The following is a 15,894-nucleotide window of genomic DNA, read 5'->3' as shown; positions in this document are numbered from 1 at the left end:
CCGGGTCCTGGGATAGGTCAGTCGTTGCGACCCCGCTTGCCGCCCTTGTCGTCGCCGCCCTTGTCATCGCTGCCGCGCCCACGGTGGCCACCGTCGTCGTCGCGCCCACCCTCGTCACGGCCGCTGTCATCGCTGCCTCGGCCCCGGTCGTCACGGCCCTTGTCGTCACGGCCCCGGTCGTCGCTGCTCTTGTCGTCACGGCCCCGGTCGTCGCTGCTCTTGTCGTCACGGCCCCGGCCCCGGTCCTCGCGGCCGCGATCGCCGTCGGTGCGGTGGCGGGTCACCTCGCCGGTGGCGGCGTCGACGTCGACGTCGTGCTCGACGCCGTCGACGATCACGTCGACGTCCCAGACCAGACGGCCGTGCTCGGTCTCCCGTTCGACGGACTCGACCCGCCCCCCACCGGCCGCCCGGACCGCGATCGCCTCGGCCCGCGCGGCCGAGACCGCCCTCCTGTCCGACGGCGAGCCACTCGACGACGGACCGGCGCCCGCCGAGTCGTCCGCACTCGCCGACGGACCGGGACCCACCGAGTCGCCCGCACTCCAAGACGGACCGGGACTCACCGAATCGTCCGTGCTCCAGGACGGGCTCCAGGACAGACTCGAGGACGGACTCAAGGACGGACCCGAGGACGGACCCGAGGACGGACTCGAGGACGGACCCGAGGACGGGCTGGGCTCGGCGGACGGGCTCGCCGACGCTCGCAGCCGGTTGTCGTCGGAGCGACCGTCGGCGAGCGCCGCTCCCCCGAAGCCCAGCGCCGCCAGCAGGCCGGCCGTGAGCATCACGGCGGCCAGGTTCTTCTTGATCTTCATCGTTCTCCCCTTCGGCGGTTCGTCCGGTGTTCCGGACAGGGGGAACGATCGCGGGAAGATCACTATGGGCGCGCTGTGCGAACGTTAAGGCCGGGCTAACGTCGTGTCCGCGGACCGCCGCCCCAGGCGGGCGAAGATCCACGCGGCGGGAGCCAGCAGCCCGGCCGACACCAGCAACGCGACCGGGATGGAGGTCCGCCCGGCCAGAGCGCCCAGCGGTGGCCCGCCCACGACCTGCCCGATCGCGTCGAACTGGCTGTCGACCGACAGGACGGTGGCCCGCGACGACGAGTCGATGCCCCGGTTCAGCCAGGCGGACCGCAGTGGCCCGGAGAGCGCCCCCGCCGCGTTGCGGGCCCACAGCGCGGCGAACGCCGCCCACAGCGCCCCGGCGACGGCGAACCCGATCATCCCGGCGACCTGCACGAGCGTGAGGATCGTCAGCAGGCGGGGAAGGTGACCGGATTCGGTCAGTCCGGCGCGTTCGACCGCGTAGTTGGCGCCCAGCCCGATCAGCTGGCCGACGATGGCCAGCCCGGCGAACCAGACCGCGGCCGACGTCACGCCGAGCACCGGCGGAAGGTCGAAGACGTCCAGCAGATGCGCCGTCCACAGCCGGTCGAACGCCTCCCCGGACAGCCCGACGAGGAGGCTGACCAGCAGGAACGCGCGAACCAGCGGCCGTTGCCGGGCCTGCCGCACCCCGGCCGTGAAGGTGGCCCGCATCGTCGCGAACGTGAGCCGCCCGCCCGCGGCGGCCGGCGTGAAACGGGGCTCCCGCATCAGCATGACGAGGACGACGGCGAGGACGATGTTCCCGGCGCCGGCGATCAGCATCGGCAGCCGCAGGTCGAGCAGGCCCACCGCTCCGGCGGCGACCGACCCGAGGATCATCGCGCCCAGCTCGAACCGCTGCCCGCGCAGGAGGACGTGGGTGAGCCGGTCCTCGCCCACCTCGTCGGCGATCCACGCCTCGATCGCCCCGGACGTGAACGTGTACCCGATCCCCCAGACGACCTGCGCCGCGAGGATCCAGCCGAACACCGGAAGACCACCCTGCAGAAGCAGGGAGAGACCGATCAGGATCAGCCCGATCTGTACGGACAGAGTCCGCGACCGTGCGTCCGCGAGCACTCCTGTAGGCACCTCACCGAGGAAGCAGGTGATCTCCATGACGGTGCCGACCAGTACCAGCTGCACCGGCGACAGATGCGCCACCTGCACGTGGAAGACGAGCAGCAGCGTGAAGGCGAAGGTCCACAGGAAGCCGGAGACCGTGGTCAACAGGTAGTAGACGCGCTGCTGGCTCACCCGGCACCCACGTCGTCGTTCAGGGCCACGGCGGACACCCTAGCCGGGCTATCCTCCCCGTACCCATGAATATCTCCCTCTCCCGTGCCCTGCCGCTGTTGATCGTGTCGATGCTGCTCAGCGGTTGTGCGGCGCCCGGCACCGTGCCCGTTCCGGAGACCGGCCGGTCCACCGCGGCCCGGCCCGCGCCGTCGGCGTCCCCGGCCCGTGCCCCCGATCCCGTTCCGCGGTGCGTCGACGGGCGGGAGATCTCCGTCGGCGAGGGCGACGCGGCGTCCGGGCTGCGCGCCGTGGGGATCCAGCTGCGCAACTGCGGCACGAAGCCGTACCAGATCATGGGTTATCCGGATCTCGGTGTCCTCGACGAGGACCGGAAGCCGCTCGATCTGCGGGTCCTGCACGGCGTCGGCGAGGTCACCGCCCTGCCGCCGTGGCAGGTCGAGCCGAAACGGCTGACGGTCGCGCCCGGCGAGTCGGTCACCGCCCTGCTGGTGTGGCGCAACCTGACCACCGACGCGGAGACCGTGGCGGTCGGCGAGTTCGTGAGCGTCGCCGAGACCACCGGGCAGCCGCGGCACGTGCTCGCCCTGAACGTGGACGCCGGCAACACGGGCAAGGTCGCGATCAGCCCGTGGACCGATCAGTCCTGACCGGAGGGACCGATCGTGGGCGGCCATGCCCAGCTCGGCGACGCCGTGGCGACCACACCGGCCGGGTAGGTAAGCGGATCCGGCTCGCCGCGGCGTCCTATGGGTGACGGAGGCGACCGGCGGCGGGAGAGTCAGTGCACAGCGGTTTCGAGGACTATGTGCGGGCCCGGGGGACTCACTGCGCCGATTCGCCTATCTGATCTGCGGCGACCGGCACCTCGGCGAGGACCTCGTGCAGGAGGTGCTGGTCAAGGCGTACCGCCGGTGGTCACGGATCGACGCCGGCCAGCCCGACCGCTACATCCGCACGGCGCTGGTCCGCTCCCACGTGTCGTGGCTGCGCCGCCGCTCCAACTCCGAACGCCCCGGAACCGTGCCCGACGAGCCCGCCGCCGACGACTTCGCCGAGGGGCAGGCCCTGCGCGACGAGCTGTGGACCCGGCTCGGCGGGCTCACCCGTACCCAGCGGGCCGTCATGGTGCTGCGCTACTACGAGGACCTCGACGACCGGCAGATCGGCGACGTGCTCCGCTGCTCGCCCAGCACGGTGCGGGTGCACGCCGCCCGCGCCCTGGCCCGACTGCGGGCCGACCTCGTGACGGCCACGATCGAAGAGGTGAGGCCATGACCCTCGAAGAGGACCTGCGGGTCGCTCTCCACGACCGGGCCGCCGCGGCGACACCGCCGGCCGACGACCTCCTGACCGAAGTGACCAAGGGGTACGCCGTGACGTGCGCCGCCGCAGGTCGATGGCCGGCGGGACGGCCGTGGCTGTGCTGGTGACGGCTCTGGCCGTACCCCTGATGCGTCACGACGCCGACCCACCGCGACCGCAACCGGCCCCGGCCGCGTCTCCCCCGCGCCCGGCCGTGTCTCCCCCGCTCCCGGCCGGCTGGGAGCGCACGATGTGGACGCCGGTCCCGCTCTTCTCCCTACGGCCGGCCTGGGTGCCCGCCGACCTCGGCACCAGGCCCGAGGTGTTCCAGATGGGGCATAACGAGCTTCTTCGGTACGAGAAGGACGGTGCCGTGCTCACGGCCGAGGTCGGTACGGCCGACCCGGGCTCGGAGGTCGAGACGCCCGAGGAGCACACCGCCGACGTGAACGGCATCCGGGCGACCGTGCGAACCGCCGACAGCTACGACGGCGCGAAGCCCGGCGACCGGTATGTGGCCGTCCGCTGGAGGATGCCGTCGCCCGGCGACTGGGTGCAGGTGACCAGTTTCGGCCGGCACACCGAGGCCGAGGTGCTGCGATTCGCCCGCGGGCTGGACCCCGGCACAGGTCCGATCATGGGGGCGAGCCGGTCCCCGTTCATGTTCGGCGTCCTGCCACCCCGCGTGACCACCCAGTATCAGAGTCCCGACCAGGTGTGCCTGGTCGAGGAGACGCGTCCGCAGCAGCGCCAGCCCGACGGGTTGTGCGTTCTCGTCTCCGCGGAGGCGTTCACCCCGGCGGGGACGGCGAGCGGGTGACCGTGGGCGGGCACGACGCCGAACTGCGTCTCGACGCCGGTTCTGTGGCCGTCGATCTGGGCGCCGGCCGTCTGCTCACCGTCACGTGGGATCCGCAGCGGTTCCGCCTGAGCCGGGACGAGGCCTTGCGCTTCGCCGGCGGCATCACCTACCAGCGCTGACCGCGAGTGGGGCCGCCCGGCACGGGACCGGCACTGACCGCAGGTGGGGGCCGGCGGCACGGGGACCGGCGACGGAAGCGGCGCCGACCGCGGGTGGGGCGGCCGGCGACGGGGGCGGCTGTCAGGATGGGCGGGTGGATCTTCGTGTCGAGCCCTGGCGGCGGCCCGCCCATCGTCGCTCCGGCCGGGAAGCGGCCGTGCTCCTGGTCGCCTACGCCTCCGACGAGGTGCTGACCGGGCTCGACCTGACCGGCGTGGTCCCGGCGGCGGCTCCGGTGGACGCCCTGGACGTACGCCTGCACCGGCACTCGGAGAACCCGGAATGGGTCGACGGGTTCCGCAGCGGTCCGCTGCGGAACCTGGCCGAGCGTGAACTGCCCGACCCGCGCCTGCTCGACGAGGCGACCTGCTGCTACTCGATCCAGGTGCGGGTGCCCGACCCGGCCGACCTGACCCACCTGCAGCTGGCCTGGGCGGTCGCCGCGGCGGCGGCCCGGTCCGGGGCGGTCGCGGTGCTCGACGTGTTCGCCCACGACTGGTCGCCCGCCCCGTCGATCGCCGACCTCGACCCGCACCGCCCGTTCACGGTGCTGCGGGAGATCAGTGTGGTGGCCGAGAGCGACGCCTCCCCCGGATTCGGGCACGCGGTGCACACTCGCGGGATGCTCAAGTTCGGCCGCCCGGACCTGATCATGGGCGTTCCGGAGGCCCGGATCGGCGAAGCCGCCGGAATCCTCAACCAGCTGGCCGGGATGCTCGCAGACGGTCACGTCCTCGACCCGGGCCGGGAGTTGCGCGTCGACGGCGCCACGTCGCTCAAGGTGGTCCCCTACACCCCTGACGACCGTGTCCCCGACGTCCGGCTGATCGGTGACGGCCTGCTGATCACCCCCTGAAGACTCGGTCACGGCTCCACATCCGGGCCGATCGCCGCTCAGGCACGGCTCGACAGGATTCAGGGCCGTCTCGCCTACATCGATCCGGAGGCGTCCGACTCGCCCCTCTACAGGCGGGGATCGCACTCGACCCCGGATCGGCCCCGGCCGAGAACGCCCCACCAACCCGGAACACCGACCGGATGCCGCCACCGACCCGACGTCGGCGCTCCCCGCCCCGGCCAAGCAGCCCACGGGCTTGCTTCAGACCCTGGCCGTGGGAGGCGTCTAGGGAGCTTCCGAGGTCAGGGTCTGTGCCAGGTCACCGCCGCCCCGGCCGGCCTACCTGCCGGGTTCGGGTGTTCTCGCCGCCGTCTACGGTCGGTGACCGAGCCCGGTCCCCTACCGGATGCACCGGACGCCCCGGCGATGGGCCTTGTGCCCACCCGAACCGCTGCTCGGGTGCGACTGCGGCGCGACACCGGCGTCGACGACCCAGCCCACGCGTACCCGCAGTCCGTACCAGCGTCGACGACCCGGCCCCCGCGTGTCAGTAGTCCGTGTAGTCGATCTTCTCCGTGGCCGCCGGCGGTGATGGGCGCACACGTAACGGTTGCGTGTGCGCTGGTCGTCGCCCTGGCGTTGGTGAAAGCCCACGATCGGGGTTTCGTGTGCGCTGGTGGTCGTGGTGGCGTGGCTGGGGTCGCACGATCGGTGTTCGTGTGCGCTGGTAGTCGTGGAGGCGTGACTGGGGGCGCACGATCGATGTACGTGTGCGCTGGTAGTCGTGCTCGTCCTCGGCGAAGGCCTCGGCGAAGGCAGGGAACGTCCTGGTGACGAGTCCCCCGGGCAAGGGCAGCGGACGTCTCGGCGACCAGTCCCTCGGGGCAATGGGCCGGAGACGTCTTGGCGGCCAGCCCCCGGGCAAGGGCAGCGGACGTCTCGGCGACCAGTCCGTGAACCGCGGCCTGAACGGGCTTCCGGCGACGTCATGACCTGGCTGAGCTACGGCCAGCCGACGTCGGCGCAGACCCTGATCCCGAAAGGTCTCTAGCCGTACGAGCGCTGGGGTTTGATCCACCGATGCAACAGGTAGGCGGCCAGGAGACCGGAACCGCCGACGGTGATGGCCGCTGCGGAGAGGGTTGCGGCGGCCGTGATGGCGCCGATCAGCAGCGGGCCGCCGCCCTGGCCGAGGTCGGAGCAGAGGCGCCATGCGCCGAGGAACTCGGCCCGGCCGGACGACGGTGACGCGTCCGCGCCGAGGGTCATCACCAGGCCGGCGCTGAGGCCGTTGCCGAGGCCCATGAGCAGCCCCACCAGGGTCAGTCCGACGACGCCGCCGGCCAGTGGCAGGAGGGCGTGGGCCACGCCGAGGAGGGTCATGGCGGGGACGGCGGCGGCCCGGCGGCCGTAGCGGTCCATCAGCTTGCCGGCGGGATAGAACAGCAGCATGTCGATGCCGCCGGAGACGCCGTAGATCAGGCCGATCGTGGCCGGGGGCAGGCCCAGGGCGACGCCCCACAGCGGCAGGATGGTCTGGCGGGAGGCGCGGAGGGCGCCGACCAGCAGGACGCCGGAGCCGAGGGTGCGGAGGGTGCGCCGGTTGGCGCGGATGACCTGCCAGAGGTTGGGGCGTTCGGCGCCGGGCGGCACGGCGCGGTCGTGTGGGACCGGGGGCAGCACGACCAGGACCACGGTGGCCAGGCCGACGCCGGCGATGGCGACCAGGTAGGCGCCGTCGAGTCCGGCCACGTGCATGGCGCCGGCGCCGAGGAACGGGCCGGTGAACGTGCCGATCCGGCCGACGCCGCCGAGGGTGGACATGGCGCGGGCGCGGAGCTCGGGGCGGACCGCCTCGGTCAGGTAGGCGTGCCGGGACAGCGCCCACGCCGAACCGCACACGCCGAGGACCGCCACGGCGGCGCCCAGGAGCAGCAGGTTCGGGGCGAGCATGCAGGCCAGGAGGGCGGGTACGGCGAACGCGGACGCGGCGAGCATGGTGCGCCGCTCGCCGACCCGGGAGATCAGCACACCGGCCGGGAGGGAGCCGCTGATCTGGCCGAGCCCGAGCAGCCCGGCCACGACGGCGGCGGCCGCCGGGGAGGCGCCGAGGCCGGTGGCGGTCAGGACGATCACCGGGGCGACCGCGCCGATGCCGGTGGAGTAGACCGCGGACGGCAGATAGACGGTGGGGCCGAGCTGGCGCAGCGTCTGGCCGTGGATCTCGGTCATCCGCGCACGATAACCGGGGGTGCTCGGGCCCGGCGGGGGACCTCCGCCGGGCCCGAGCTGAGGGGGTTAGTCGAGTTGGCCGTCGTAGTCGGGCAGTTTGAAGGTGCGCTCGGCGTGGCCGCCGCCGAGGTCGGTGGCGCTGTTTCCGACGTTGGCGACGATGGTGTAGCCGCGCTTCTCGATGTCGGTGCGGGCGGTGGTCTTGAGGGTCTGGTTGTCGGAGAAGTCGAAGGTGGGCCGGGTGTAGAGGTCGGTCCACCGGTATCCGACGACACTCAGGTTGAGCTCGGTGGCGGCTTCGATGATCTCCGGGCGGGCGGTGACGAAGAACACGGCCGCTCCGTCGGCGCGGGCCTGGCGGGCGAGCGCGAGGACGCTGGGCGTGGCGTCGTACGGCTTGTATCTGCTCTGCAACGCGGTGTTGTCGATGTCGAGGACGATCGCCGCCCGGATGCCGGAGGCCGGGAGCCGCGTGTCGAGGTAGGCGGCGGCCTGGTCGGTGACGGCCTGGACGTCGGCGAGCCAGGTGGCGCGGGACGGGAGTGCGGCGGCGACGGCCGGGGTGGCGGCGGCACCGGTGACGAGAGCGGCGGCGACGGTGGTCACCAGAATGCGGAGGGAGAGGGTTCGCATGCGCCACATTATCGATGATCATAGATGAACGGCAGCTGAAATCCGTTTTGTCTCGCTGCGAAGATGACGTTCATGCAGAAGATTCCCACGCTGTTCCAGCGCGACCCGAACGACCGCAAGCGCGTGCTGCCCGAGGCCAACCCCGCCTGCCAGTGGGTCCTCGACGGCGAGGGGATCGCCACCCGCAAATACGACGGCACCTGCGTGCTGCTCGACGACGACGGTATCTGGTGGGCGCGGCGCGAGGTCCGGCCGGGGCGTACCCGGCCGCCCGGCTACCGGCCGGTGATGACCGACGAGAACACCGGCAAGACCGTGGGCTGGGAGCCGATCGAGCAGTCCAGCTATGCCCGCTACCACGCCGAGGCGGTCGCCGGGTCGCCGCAGGCCCGGCAGCCCGGCACCTACGAGCTCATCGGGGAGAAGATCAACGGCAATCCCGAGGAGGTACGGGGACACGCGCTGGTCGCCCATGCCGAGGCGGAGCGGCTGGACGTCCCCCGGGACCTGGCCGGGCTGCGCGCGTGGCTGCTCGCGCACCCGAAGCAGGAGGGCATCGTCTGGCACCACCCGGACGGCCGCCGGGCGAAGCTGAAGTACCGCGACTTCGTCTAACCCACGGATTCGGCCCGGCCGGCGATCTCGGACCGGCCGGCAGACTCGGACCGACCGGCAGACTCGGACCGACCGGCAGGGTCGGACCGACCGGCAGGGTCGGACCGACCGGCGCTTTCGGACCGACCGGCGCTTTCGGACCGGCCGGCAGGGTCGGACCGACCGGCGCTTTCGGACCGACCGGCAGACTCGGACCGGCCGGCGATCTCGGACGGGCGGATGACCAGGTAGGACAGCCAGCCGACGCCGATGATGAAGCCGAGGGTGATCAGCCGGTAGAGGACCACGACCGCGATGGCGATCTCGGCGCCGATGCCGCCGGCGATCAGGCCGAGGATCAGGGCGCCGTCGATGATGCCCAGGCCGCCGGGAACGATGGTGATCGTCCCGGCGGCCATGCCCGCGCAGAAGGCGAGCAGCAACTGCCCGGCGCTGATCGTGCCGCCGCCGACGGCGATGCAGCAGAACCACAGGCAGGCCGCGTCGAGCAGCCAGTTGAGCAGGGCGAAGACGACCGCCGCGGCGCCGTGGCCGGGGGTGAGCCGGGCGGCCCGCAGTTGGTCCAGGAAACCCTGGACGCGGTCCTGCCCGTGGTCGGCGGGCCGGTGCCGCAGCCGGTTGACCAGCATCAGCACCGGCCGGGTGAGGACCGCGACGCTGCCCGGGCGCCGGGTGAGCCGGCGCACGCCGATGGTGGCGAGCAGCGCGGCGACGGCCAGGGCGGCGAAGGTGTGCCAGTCGGGGGCGCCGTTGGCGGTGATCGCGCTGAACGCCGTGATGGCGGCGAGCGCGGCCGCGGACAGGATCCCGGAGAGCGCGATGCACCAGGAGGCGACCGCGGGTGAGGCCCCGAAGCGGCGCATCTGCCGGTAGTTGAGGGCGGTGGAGAACGCCGGGCCGCCGGGCAGGGTGACGCTGAGCGAGTGGGCGGCGTAGGCGAGCGCCACGTGCCGCCGCAGCGGGACCCGCACCCCGGCCGAGCGCAGCAGGTGGCGCTGCATCCGCGCGTAGGCCTGCATGGCGGCGGTCTCGACGAGGAGCGCGGCGGCCAGCCAGCCGAGATGCGGCGCGCGCAGCTGGGCGACGGCGGCGGCGAGGGAGTCCCAGCCGAGGACGAGCTCGGTGCCGAGGACGGCCGCGACGGTCACCCCGGCGGCCCGGCGCATCCGGCGCGGTGGAGCCTTCTCGACGAGGGTGGTCATGCGCGGTCCCTGCGGTAAACAGATGTTGACTTAAAAACCGTACCGGCGTACGGCATATCCGGTCAACGGACGTTTACGTCACATCGACATGCCGGATAAGCTGGCACAACAGAGCGGAAGGAGGGCTGTGGCAGCGACTTCACCGCGCCGCAGGGACGCCACCAAGACCCGGCAGTTGTTGCTGGAGGCGGCCCTGCAGCGGTTCACACGGGACGGATATGCCGCGACCACGGTCCGCGACATCGCCGACGACGCGGGCGTCAACGTGGCGCTGATCAGCCGATACTTCAAGTCCAAGGAGGGACTCTTCGAGGCCTGCCTCACCAGCAGCGTCGACGAGGTCCGGCGGACCACCGGCGACACCCCGCTGAGCCGCACCCCGGAGGCGATCGCCCGGCAGATCGCCGGCCCGTGCACCGAGGGCCTCCCCCACCACCTCGTGCTGCTGCTGCGCTCGTCCGGCGACGAGTCCGCCGACCGGATCCGGCTGGACCTGCTCCGGTCGTACGGTCAGAGGCTCGCCGTCGCCGCCGGGTGGCCCGAGGACGACGAGGACATGCTGCTGCGCGCCCAGATCGTGCTGGCCGCCGCCACCGGGATCGCGCTGTTGCGTACCAAATCGGGGTTGGAGCCGTTGGCCTCGGCCACCGCCGAGGATCTGGTGCCGCCGCTGCGCGACCTGGTCGACGCGCTGCTCAAGAAACCCTGACCGGGACCGGTCCGGCCGCCCCGATCAGGGCCGGCTGATCCAGACGTCGTCGACCGCGCCGTGGAACTGGTCGTTGTCGGCGTGGGCGCTCTTGCCACCCAGGTTGAGCGACATGGCGTTGTCGATGCGCAGCTCCGCCGGGATCCGGACGGCGGCCCGGGGCGCCCCGTCCACCAGGATCGTCAGGGTGTCCCGGCCGCGCCGGCAGGTGATCGCATGCCAGGCGCCGTCGGCCACCCCCACGTCGGCGAGGACCACGTGGATGGCCCGCGAGTCCTCCCCGACCAGCACGCAGCTGGGGTGCCCGGCCACGCCGTCGATCTGCAGTTTGTACTGGCTGCCCTCGGCCGCATAGCCCTTCTGCAGCACGTTCTGGCCGTCGGTGGTGTTCCGCGCGGACAGGCGCACCGTCGCGCCGAAGCTGAACAGGGCACGGCCCGGGTTGAGGGCGGGCCGGCTCAGCGCCCGCAGGATCATCCGCGGGCACGGCTCCCGATCGCACGGCGCGGGGAAGCGGACGGCCCGCCCACCGCCGTGCGGCACACGCCGGAGCCGGGCGTCGTTGCCGGTGAACGGGGTGAGGTCACCCCACGGGCTCGGGTCCTCGAAGCCGTACCGGGCGATCGTCACGGGCGGCGGCGCGCTCGGCGTCACCCAGACCGCGGGAGCCGTACGCCCCGACCGGCGCACGGTCAGCGCGACGGTGGTCGGCAGCGTGATCAGCAGGACGATCACCAGGATCCGGCGGCAGAACCTCACACCCGGTCAAACGCCGGGGCCACCACCCTGGTGGCGGGGACCGGGACTGACCAGCCCGGTGTCGTACGCCACGATGGTCGCCTGCACCCGGTCCCGCGCGCCGATCTTGCCGAGCAGGGCGTTGACGTGCACCTTCACCGTGCCGGTGGTGATGCCGAACCGGGCGCCGATCTCCGCGTTGGACAGACCCTGCGCGATCGCGATCAGCACGTCCCGCTCGCGTGGGGTGAGCGCGTCGATGCGCGGGTCGGCCTCCGGCGCGGCGGACACCGTGCCCGCGGCGAAGGCGTCGATCAGACTGCGGGTCACCGCCGGGCTCAGCATGGCCTCACCGGCCGCGACGGTACGGACGGCGGCCACCAGCTCGGCCGGCTCGGAGTCCTTCAGCAGGAACCCGGAGGCTCCGGCCCGCAGCGCGTGGAAGACGTACGCGTCGTGGTGGAACGTGGTGAGCACCAGCACCCGCGGCGGGTTCGGGCCGGCGGTGAGCCGGGCGGTCGCGGTGAGCCCGTCGACTCCGGGCATCCGGATGTCCATCAGGATCACGTCGGGCCGCAGCGTGGCGGCCAGCTCGACCGCGGCCGCCCCGTCGCCGGCCTCGCCCACCACGTCGAGATCCGGCTGCGAGCCGACGATCGCGGCCAGTCCGGCCCGCACCATCACCTGGTCGTCCACGACCATCACTCGGACCGCGATGACGGCACCTCCCGAACAGTGGAATCCCGCACCTCGAGCGGCCCCGGGCCCGGGCCGGAAGCGGAAAGCGGCCCGGGAAGAGGCGCCGGGCGGGGGGCCGGAACGGACGCCGGGGTGGTGGCGGGGAGCGGGGTGGGCGCCGTCTCGGGGCGGCCACCGAGGCCGTCCAGCAGCGCCCGCATGGCGGTGAGGGCACGCCGGGCGGCGGCGAGGACCCCGGCCAGGTCGCCGCGCCCTGCCGCGTCCGGGACCTCGGCGGCGTGCCGGAGCACGTCCTCGTGCAGCCCCGCGGCGATCCGGCGCCGCTCCAGCAGCGCGTGGAAGGCGGCCTGTTCCAGCTCGTTGGCCAGACCGTCCGCCTCGCGCGCCCGCAGCCGGTCCCGGCGCCGCCGGCCGGCGAAGCCCACACCCCAGCAGGCCACCGCCGGGATGGCGAACAGGATCGCGATCAACGGCGTCATGACGGCGATGAACGCCATCCGCTCGGCCATCCCATTCAGCGTGAGCTCGGGGTCGGAGTCGTCGAGGGCCAGCAGTACGGCGGTCACGAACCCCATCGACCCGGCGGCGGCCGGAACGGTGAGCCAGGTCAGGCCGGGCCGGGCGCCACGGACGGCGACCGCGTGGACCGCCGCCAGGTCGACGACCCAGCTGAAGAGGAACAGGTAGCCGTACCGGGCGGGCACCGGGCCGGGCTGGACCAGCAGCGGGCCGAGCAGACCGGTCAGCACGACGGCCGCGAACGACCACCAGGCCGACCGCCGCCGCCACAGCAGCGGCACGGCGTGCGCGATCTGGGCGAGCAGGATCAGCGCGGCCGCCGTCCGGGGCAGGCTGTCCTCGTCGGTGGCCATGATGCTCGCCTGCACCAGCACCAGGAGGACGACCAGCGCGGCGGAGGCCGCCATCGGGCCACCGAGCCAGGGGTACGCCGTCCGCACGGTCCCGTCGGCCCCCGGCAGGTCGGCCCGCACCCGCCAGCCGCCGCCGTCACGGGGCCCGGCCGTGCACTCCCCGCCGAGTGACCGCGCCCGCTCCCGCATCCCGTCGACGCCCCGCCCGCCGCCGAGCCCGGTGACCTGCGCGCCGCCGCCGTCGTCCTCGACCAGCAGCTCCGTCGTGGTGTACCGGACCAGCACGTGACCGCCGGGCGCGTACCGCAGGGTGTTGGTGAGCGCCTCCCGGACGATGCCGTAGACCGCCGCGGCCCGGTCCGGTGGCGGATCGCCGTCGGGCAGCTCGACGGTGATCCGCTGCCCGAGCGCCCGGAAGCCGTCGGTCAGGTCGCCGAGTGACGGGGTGTCGTCGCGTCCCGCGGTCGCCGGCAGGATCGCCACCAGCCGGCGCAGCGCGTCCAGCGTCTCGCGGCCGGTGCGGGCCGCGAAGTCCAGCGCCTCGGCCCGCAGCTCCGGACGCTGGTCGCCGAGCATCTCCGCCGCCGACGAGTTCACCACGATCGAGGTCAGGTGGTGTGCGGTGACGTCGTGCAGCTCGCGGGCGAGACGGCGGCGCTCGGTGTCGGCGGCGCCGAGCCCGGCCTGTCGTGCGGCGTCGAGCCGGCGGGCGGCCGCGGCGCGCTCGGCGTGGAAGCGGCGGCGGCGCCGGCCGAAGAGGACGACCAGACCGTAGACGACGGCCGCGGCGGCCAGCGCCTGCGCCTGATAGGCCCAGTCGACGCCGGGCTCGCCGTCCTGCACCACGGAGGCGAGGACCTGCTCGGCGACCGCACCGGCGAAGGCCACGGGCAGCAGCCGGCCCGGGGCGTGGACGGCGACGCTGAACAGGGCGACGTACGAGAAGGTCGCGAGGATCACGGTGGCGTCGCCGGTCTCGATCCACTGCGGGCCGGCGGGCGCGGCGAGGACCGCGATCACGTTGCAGGCCAGCACCGCGGTCAGCGCGGACAGCGGCCGCTCCCGGCGCCAGCCGAGGGCGACGCCGGCGAGCAGGCATGCGCCGGCCACCACGATCGCGGCCGGCACGCCGACGTCGTCGTGGTCGAGCAGGGGCAGGCCCGGCCAGTAGAGGAGCTGGCCCGCGACGAGCAGCACGGGAAGCATCCACCTGGCCATGACCCGGAACTGTAGCGAGATGGCCCCTCTTCCGGTTGCCTGACCCGCCCCTGCCGGTGCGAGCGGGTCTCAGGCGCCGTCGATCGGGCCGGTCGGCAACTCCCGGCGCAGGAGCTTTCCGGTGGGATTGCGGGGCAGATCGTCGACGAAGACGACGTCCCGCGGCACCTTGTAGCGGGCCAGGTTGGCGCGGACGAACTCGCGGATCTCCTGCGGATCGCGGGTGGAGCCCTCGCTCGGCACGATGAAGGCGCGCAGCCGGGTGCCGAAGTCCGCGTCGTCGACGCCGATGACCGCGGCGTCCATCACGTCCTCCCGCTCGGCGAGCAGGTTCTCCACCTCGAGCGGGTAGACGTTCTCACCACCGGAAATGATCATGTCGTCGTCGCGGCCGTCGATGTAGAGCAGGCCGTCGGCGTCGAAGTGCCCCTGGTCGCCGGTGGCCATGTGGCCGTCGATGACCTGCTTGTGCTGTCCGTCGGTGTAGCCCTCGAACGGGATGCCGGTACGGACGAAGACGCGGCCCTTGGCCCCCACCTCGGTGATCGGCTTGTCGTCGGCGTCGTAGAGAGCGACACGAACCGTGACCGGGGGCCTTCCGACGGTACCCGGGGATCGGCGCAGTTCATGGGGCTGCGCGACCGAGGCGACAGCGACCTCGGTGGAGCCGTAGACGTTGTAGAGCACGTCGCCGAACGCGTCCTGGAACCGCACACACAGGTCGGGCGGGAGCGCGGATCCGGCGAGGAAGACGGTCTTCAGCGAGGAGGTGTCGTACTTGGCGATGACGTCCGGTCCGAGGGCGAGGATCCGGTTGAGCATCGTCGGGACGGCGACCAGCATGTGCGCCCGGTGCTCCGCGATGGCGGCCAGGATCCGCTCGGCGTCGATGCGGCGCAGCAGCACGGCGTGGTTGGCCAGGGACAGCCCGACAGTCCAGGCACCGAACCCGGTCGCGTGGAAGAGCGGGGACGCGATCACCGCGGTGCCCTGCCGGGGGAAGTCGATCCGGTCCGCGATCACGGCGCTGGCCAGCGGCGACACCTTGGTCCGTGGCGCACCCTTGGGCAGGCCGGTGGTGCCGCTGGTCAGGATGATGAAACCGCCCGGCTTCTCCGGGATCGGCAGCGGGACGGACGTCGGCTCGGCGGCGATGAGCTCCTCCACCGACAGCAACCCGGGTGGACGGAGGTAGCCGTCGTCCTCCCAGCTCAGATAACGGGGCAGGTCGTCCGGCAGGCCGTCGACCAGGTCGGCGAACTCGCTGTCGTACATCAGGAAGCGGACGTTCTCCCGCTTGATCACCTCGGCCAGCTGGGACGCGGCGAGGCCGGTGTTGAGCATCGCCAGCCGCAACCCGGCGCGGGCGGTGCCGGCGATGGCCAGCGCGAGGCCGCGGTGGTCACGGGCGAGCACTCCGATGATCGACTTCTCGGGAAGGTCGACCTTGCGCAACGCGTGCGCGAGGGCGTTGGAACGCTGGAAGTACTGCAGATACGTCCAGGTGCCCCGCTCGTCGGTGATCGCGGGCCGGCCCGGGTGCTCGGTGGCGGCCTTCTCGGTGAGGGCCGCCTGCGGGCCCAGTCTGGCGTTGTTGCCGGCCGCCTTGATCAGGCGGTCCGGGCGCAGGAGGTTGACGATCCCTATCTGGTGCATCCGCAGAACCGCTCGCAGCGTGCTCAC

The 15,894-nt window shown here is 72.9% G+C and carries 17 protein-coding genes; 8 read left to right on the top strand and 9 right to left on the bottom strand.

Going from position 1 to position 15,894, the window contains the following annotated elements; genetic code table 11:
* Nucleotides 1-17: 17 nt before the first annotated feature.
* Both ACQPZW_RS10570 and ACQPZW_RS10565 read right to left on the bottom strand, forming a co-directional pair.
* On the bottom strand, nucleotides 18-818 hold the full coding sequence (locus ACQPZW_RS10570; protein ID WP_433794653.1) for a PepSY domain-containing protein: 801 nt from the start codon (nucleotides 816-818) through the stop codon (nucleotides 18-20).
* A gap of 84 nt (nucleotides 819-902) precedes the next feature.
* A complete protein-coding gene (locus tag ACQPZW_RS10565; RefSeq protein ID WP_433794652.1) occupies nucleotides 903-2,129 on the bottom strand; it encodes an MFS transporter in 1,227 nt (408 codons plus the stop codon).
* A 65-nt stretch (nucleotides 2,130-2,194) separates the two neighbouring features.
* Here ACQPZW_RS10565 and ACQPZW_RS10560 point away from each other — a divergent pair, with 65 nt between their 5' ends.
* The 6 genes from ACQPZW_RS10560 (at nucleotide 2,195) to ACQPZW_RS10535 (ending at nucleotide 5,311) form a co-directional block, all read left to right on the top strand.
* The gene (locus ACQPZW_RS10560; RefSeq protein WP_433794651.1) at nucleotides 2,195-2,779 is read left to right on the top strand and encodes a DUF4232 domain-containing protein; all 585 of its coding nucleotides are present in this window, start codon (nucleotides 2,195-2,197) and stop codon (nucleotides 2,777-2,779) included.
* 103 nt (nucleotides 2,780-2,882) lie between these two features.
* Nucleotides 2,883-3,407, top strand: coding sequence for a SigE family RNA polymerase sigma factor (locus ACQPZW_RS10555; RefSeq protein WP_433794650.1), 525 nt, complete (start codon nucleotides 2,883-2,885; stop codon nucleotides 3,405-3,407).
* On the top strand, nucleotides 3,404-3,562 hold the full coding sequence (locus ACQPZW_RS10550; RefSeq protein ID WP_433794649.1) for a hypothetical protein: 159 nt from the start codon (nucleotides 3,404-3,406) through the stop codon (nucleotides 3,560-3,562). The genes ACQPZW_RS10555 and ACQPZW_RS10550 overlap by 4 nt, the downstream gene beginning before the upstream one ends.
* Nucleotides 3,547-4,254, top strand: a complete 708-nt coding sequence (locus ACQPZW_RS10545) for a hypothetical protein (RefSeq protein ID WP_433794648.1) — start codon at nucleotides 3,547-3,549, stop codon at nucleotides 4,252-4,254. The genes ACQPZW_RS10550 and ACQPZW_RS10545 overlap by 16 nt, the downstream gene beginning before the upstream one ends.
* Nucleotides 4,251-4,415 (top strand): hypothetical protein, encoded by a 165-nt coding sequence (locus tag ACQPZW_RS10540; RefSeq protein WP_433794647.1) that lies wholly within the window; start codon nucleotides 4,251-4,253, stop codon nucleotides 4,413-4,415. The genes ACQPZW_RS10545 and ACQPZW_RS10540 overlap by 4 nt, the downstream gene beginning before the upstream one ends.
* A gap of 134 nt (nucleotides 4,416-4,549) precedes the next feature.
* Nucleotides 4,550-5,311, top strand: coding sequence for a hypothetical protein (locus tag ACQPZW_RS10535; RefSeq protein ID WP_433794646.1), 762 nt, complete (start codon nucleotides 4,550-4,552; stop codon nucleotides 5,309-5,311).
* Nucleotides 5,312-6,340: 1,029 nt separating this feature from the next.
* On the opposite strand, the gene ACQPZW_RS10530 is transcribed toward ACQPZW_RS10535, so the two are convergent.
* Together ACQPZW_RS10530 and ACQPZW_RS10525 are read right to left on the bottom strand one after the other, a co-directional pair.
* The gene (locus tag ACQPZW_RS10530; protein WP_433794645.1) at nucleotides 6,341-7,525 is read right to left on the bottom strand and encodes an MFS transporter; all 1,185 of its coding nucleotides are present in this window, start codon (nucleotides 7,523-7,525) and stop codon (nucleotides 6,341-6,343) included.
* 66 nt (nucleotides 7,526-7,591) lie between these two features.
* The gene (locus ACQPZW_RS10525) at nucleotides 7,592-8,158 is read right to left on the bottom strand and encodes an HAD family acid phosphatase (RefSeq protein ID WP_433794644.1); all 567 of its coding nucleotides are present in this window, start codon (nucleotides 8,156-8,158) and stop codon (nucleotides 7,592-7,594) included.
* Between the two features lie 72 nt (nucleotides 8,159-8,230).
* On the opposite strand from ACQPZW_RS10525, the gene ACQPZW_RS10520 reads away from it, so the two are divergent.
* Complete coding sequence (locus ACQPZW_RS10520) at nucleotides 8,231-8,773, top strand: hypothetical protein (RefSeq protein ID WP_433794643.1); 543 nt, start codon at nucleotides 8,231-8,233, stop codon at nucleotides 8,771-8,773.
* Here the strand turns inward: ACQPZW_RS10520 and ACQPZW_RS10515 are convergent.
* Nucleotides 8,770-9,975 carry a flippase-like domain-containing protein gene (locus ACQPZW_RS10515; protein ID WP_433794642.1) on the bottom strand — a complete coding sequence of 402 codons (1,206 nt, stop codon included), beginning with the start codon at nucleotides 9,973-9,975 and terminating at the stop codon, nucleotides 8,770-8,772. The two genes, ACQPZW_RS10520 and ACQPZW_RS10515, sit on opposite strands and share 4 nt — an antisense overlap.
* A gap of 127 nt (nucleotides 9,976-10,102) precedes the next feature.
* On the opposite strand from ACQPZW_RS10515, the gene ACQPZW_RS10510 reads away from it, so the two are divergent.
* The gene (locus ACQPZW_RS10510; protein ID WP_433794641.1) at nucleotides 10,103-10,684 is read left to right on the top strand and encodes a TetR family transcriptional regulator; all 582 of its coding nucleotides are present in this window, start codon (nucleotides 10,103-10,105) and stop codon (nucleotides 10,682-10,684) included.
* A gap of 24 nt (nucleotides 10,685-10,708) precedes the next feature.
* Here the strand turns inward: ACQPZW_RS10510 and ACQPZW_RS10505 are convergent, their stop codons facing one another.
* The 4 genes from ACQPZW_RS10505 to ACQPZW_RS10490 all read right to left on the bottom strand — a co-directional run bounded on the left by ACQPZW_RS10505 (nucleotide 10,709) and on the right by ACQPZW_RS10490 (nucleotide 15,894).
* A complete protein-coding gene (locus ACQPZW_RS10505; RefSeq protein ID WP_433794640.1) occupies nucleotides 10,709-11,443 on the bottom strand; it encodes a LamG-like jellyroll fold domain-containing protein in 735 nt (244 codons plus the stop codon).
* 6 nt (nucleotides 11,444-11,449) lie between these two features.
* On the bottom strand, nucleotides 11,450-12,124 hold the full coding sequence (locus tag ACQPZW_RS10500) for a response regulator (protein WP_433794639.1): 675 nt from the start codon (nucleotides 12,122-12,124) through the stop codon (nucleotides 11,450-11,452).
* Entirely contained in the window at nucleotides 12,124-14,211 is a 2,088-nt protein-coding gene (locus tag ACQPZW_RS10495; RefSeq protein ID WP_433794638.1) for a histidine kinase, read from the bottom strand. The genes ACQPZW_RS10500 and ACQPZW_RS10495 overlap by 1 nt, the downstream gene beginning before the upstream one ends.
* A gap of 69 nt (nucleotides 14,212-14,280) precedes the next feature.
* Nucleotides 14,281-15,894 carry an acyl-CoA synthetase gene (locus ACQPZW_RS10490; protein ID WP_433794637.1) on the bottom strand — a complete coding sequence of 538 codons (1,614 nt, stop codon included), beginning with the start codon at nucleotides 15,892-15,894 and terminating at the stop codon, nucleotides 14,281-14,283.

The sequence above is a fragment of the Actinoplanes sp. CA-252034 genome, from assembly GCF_050956125.1.
Classification (GTDB): Bacteria; Actinomycetota; Actinomycetes; order Mycobacteriales; family Micromonosporaceae; genus Actinoplanes.
Note: the sequence above shows the minus strand (reverse complement) of the source record. Positions and strands in the feature narration are given on the sequence as shown.

Bases quoted from the DNA above. Each gene is read 5' to 3' on its own strand.
- ACQPZW_RS10530 (WP_433794645.1), bottom strand. From the start codon at position 7,525: ATGACCGAGATCCACGGCCAGACGCTGCGCCAGCTCGGCCCCACCGTC.
- ACQPZW_RS10520 (WP_433794643.1), top strand. From the start codon at position 8,231: ATGCAGAAGATTCCCACGCTGTTCCAGCGCGACCCGAACGACCGCAAG.
- ACQPZW_RS10495 (WP_433794638.1), bottom strand. From the start codon at position 14,211: ATGGCCAGGTGGATGCTTCCCGTGCTGCTCGTCGCGGGCCAGCTCCTC.
- ACQPZW_RS10500 (WP_433794639.1), bottom strand. From the start codon at position 12,124: ATGGTCGTGGACGACCAGGTGATGGTGCGGGCCGGACTGGCCGCGATC.
- ACQPZW_RS10560 (WP_433794651.1), top strand. From the start codon at position 2,195: ATGAATATCTCCCTCTCCCGTGCCCTGCCGCTGTTGATCGTGTCGATG.
- ACQPZW_RS10550 (WP_433794649.1), top strand. From the start codon at position 3,404: ATGACCCTCGAAGAGGACCTGCGGGTCGCTCTCCACGACCGGGCCGCC.
- ACQPZW_RS10525 (WP_433794644.1), bottom strand. From the start codon at position 8,158: ATGCGAACCCTCTCCCTCCGCATTCTGGTGACCACCGTCGCCGCCGCT.
- ACQPZW_RS10515 (WP_433794642.1), bottom strand. From the start codon at position 9,975: ATGACCACCCTCGTCGAGAAGGCTCCACCGCGCCGGATGCGCCGGGCC.
- ACQPZW_RS10570 (WP_433794653.1), bottom strand. From the start codon at position 818: ATGAAGATCAAGAAGAACCTGGCCGCCGTGATGCTCACGGCCGGCCTG.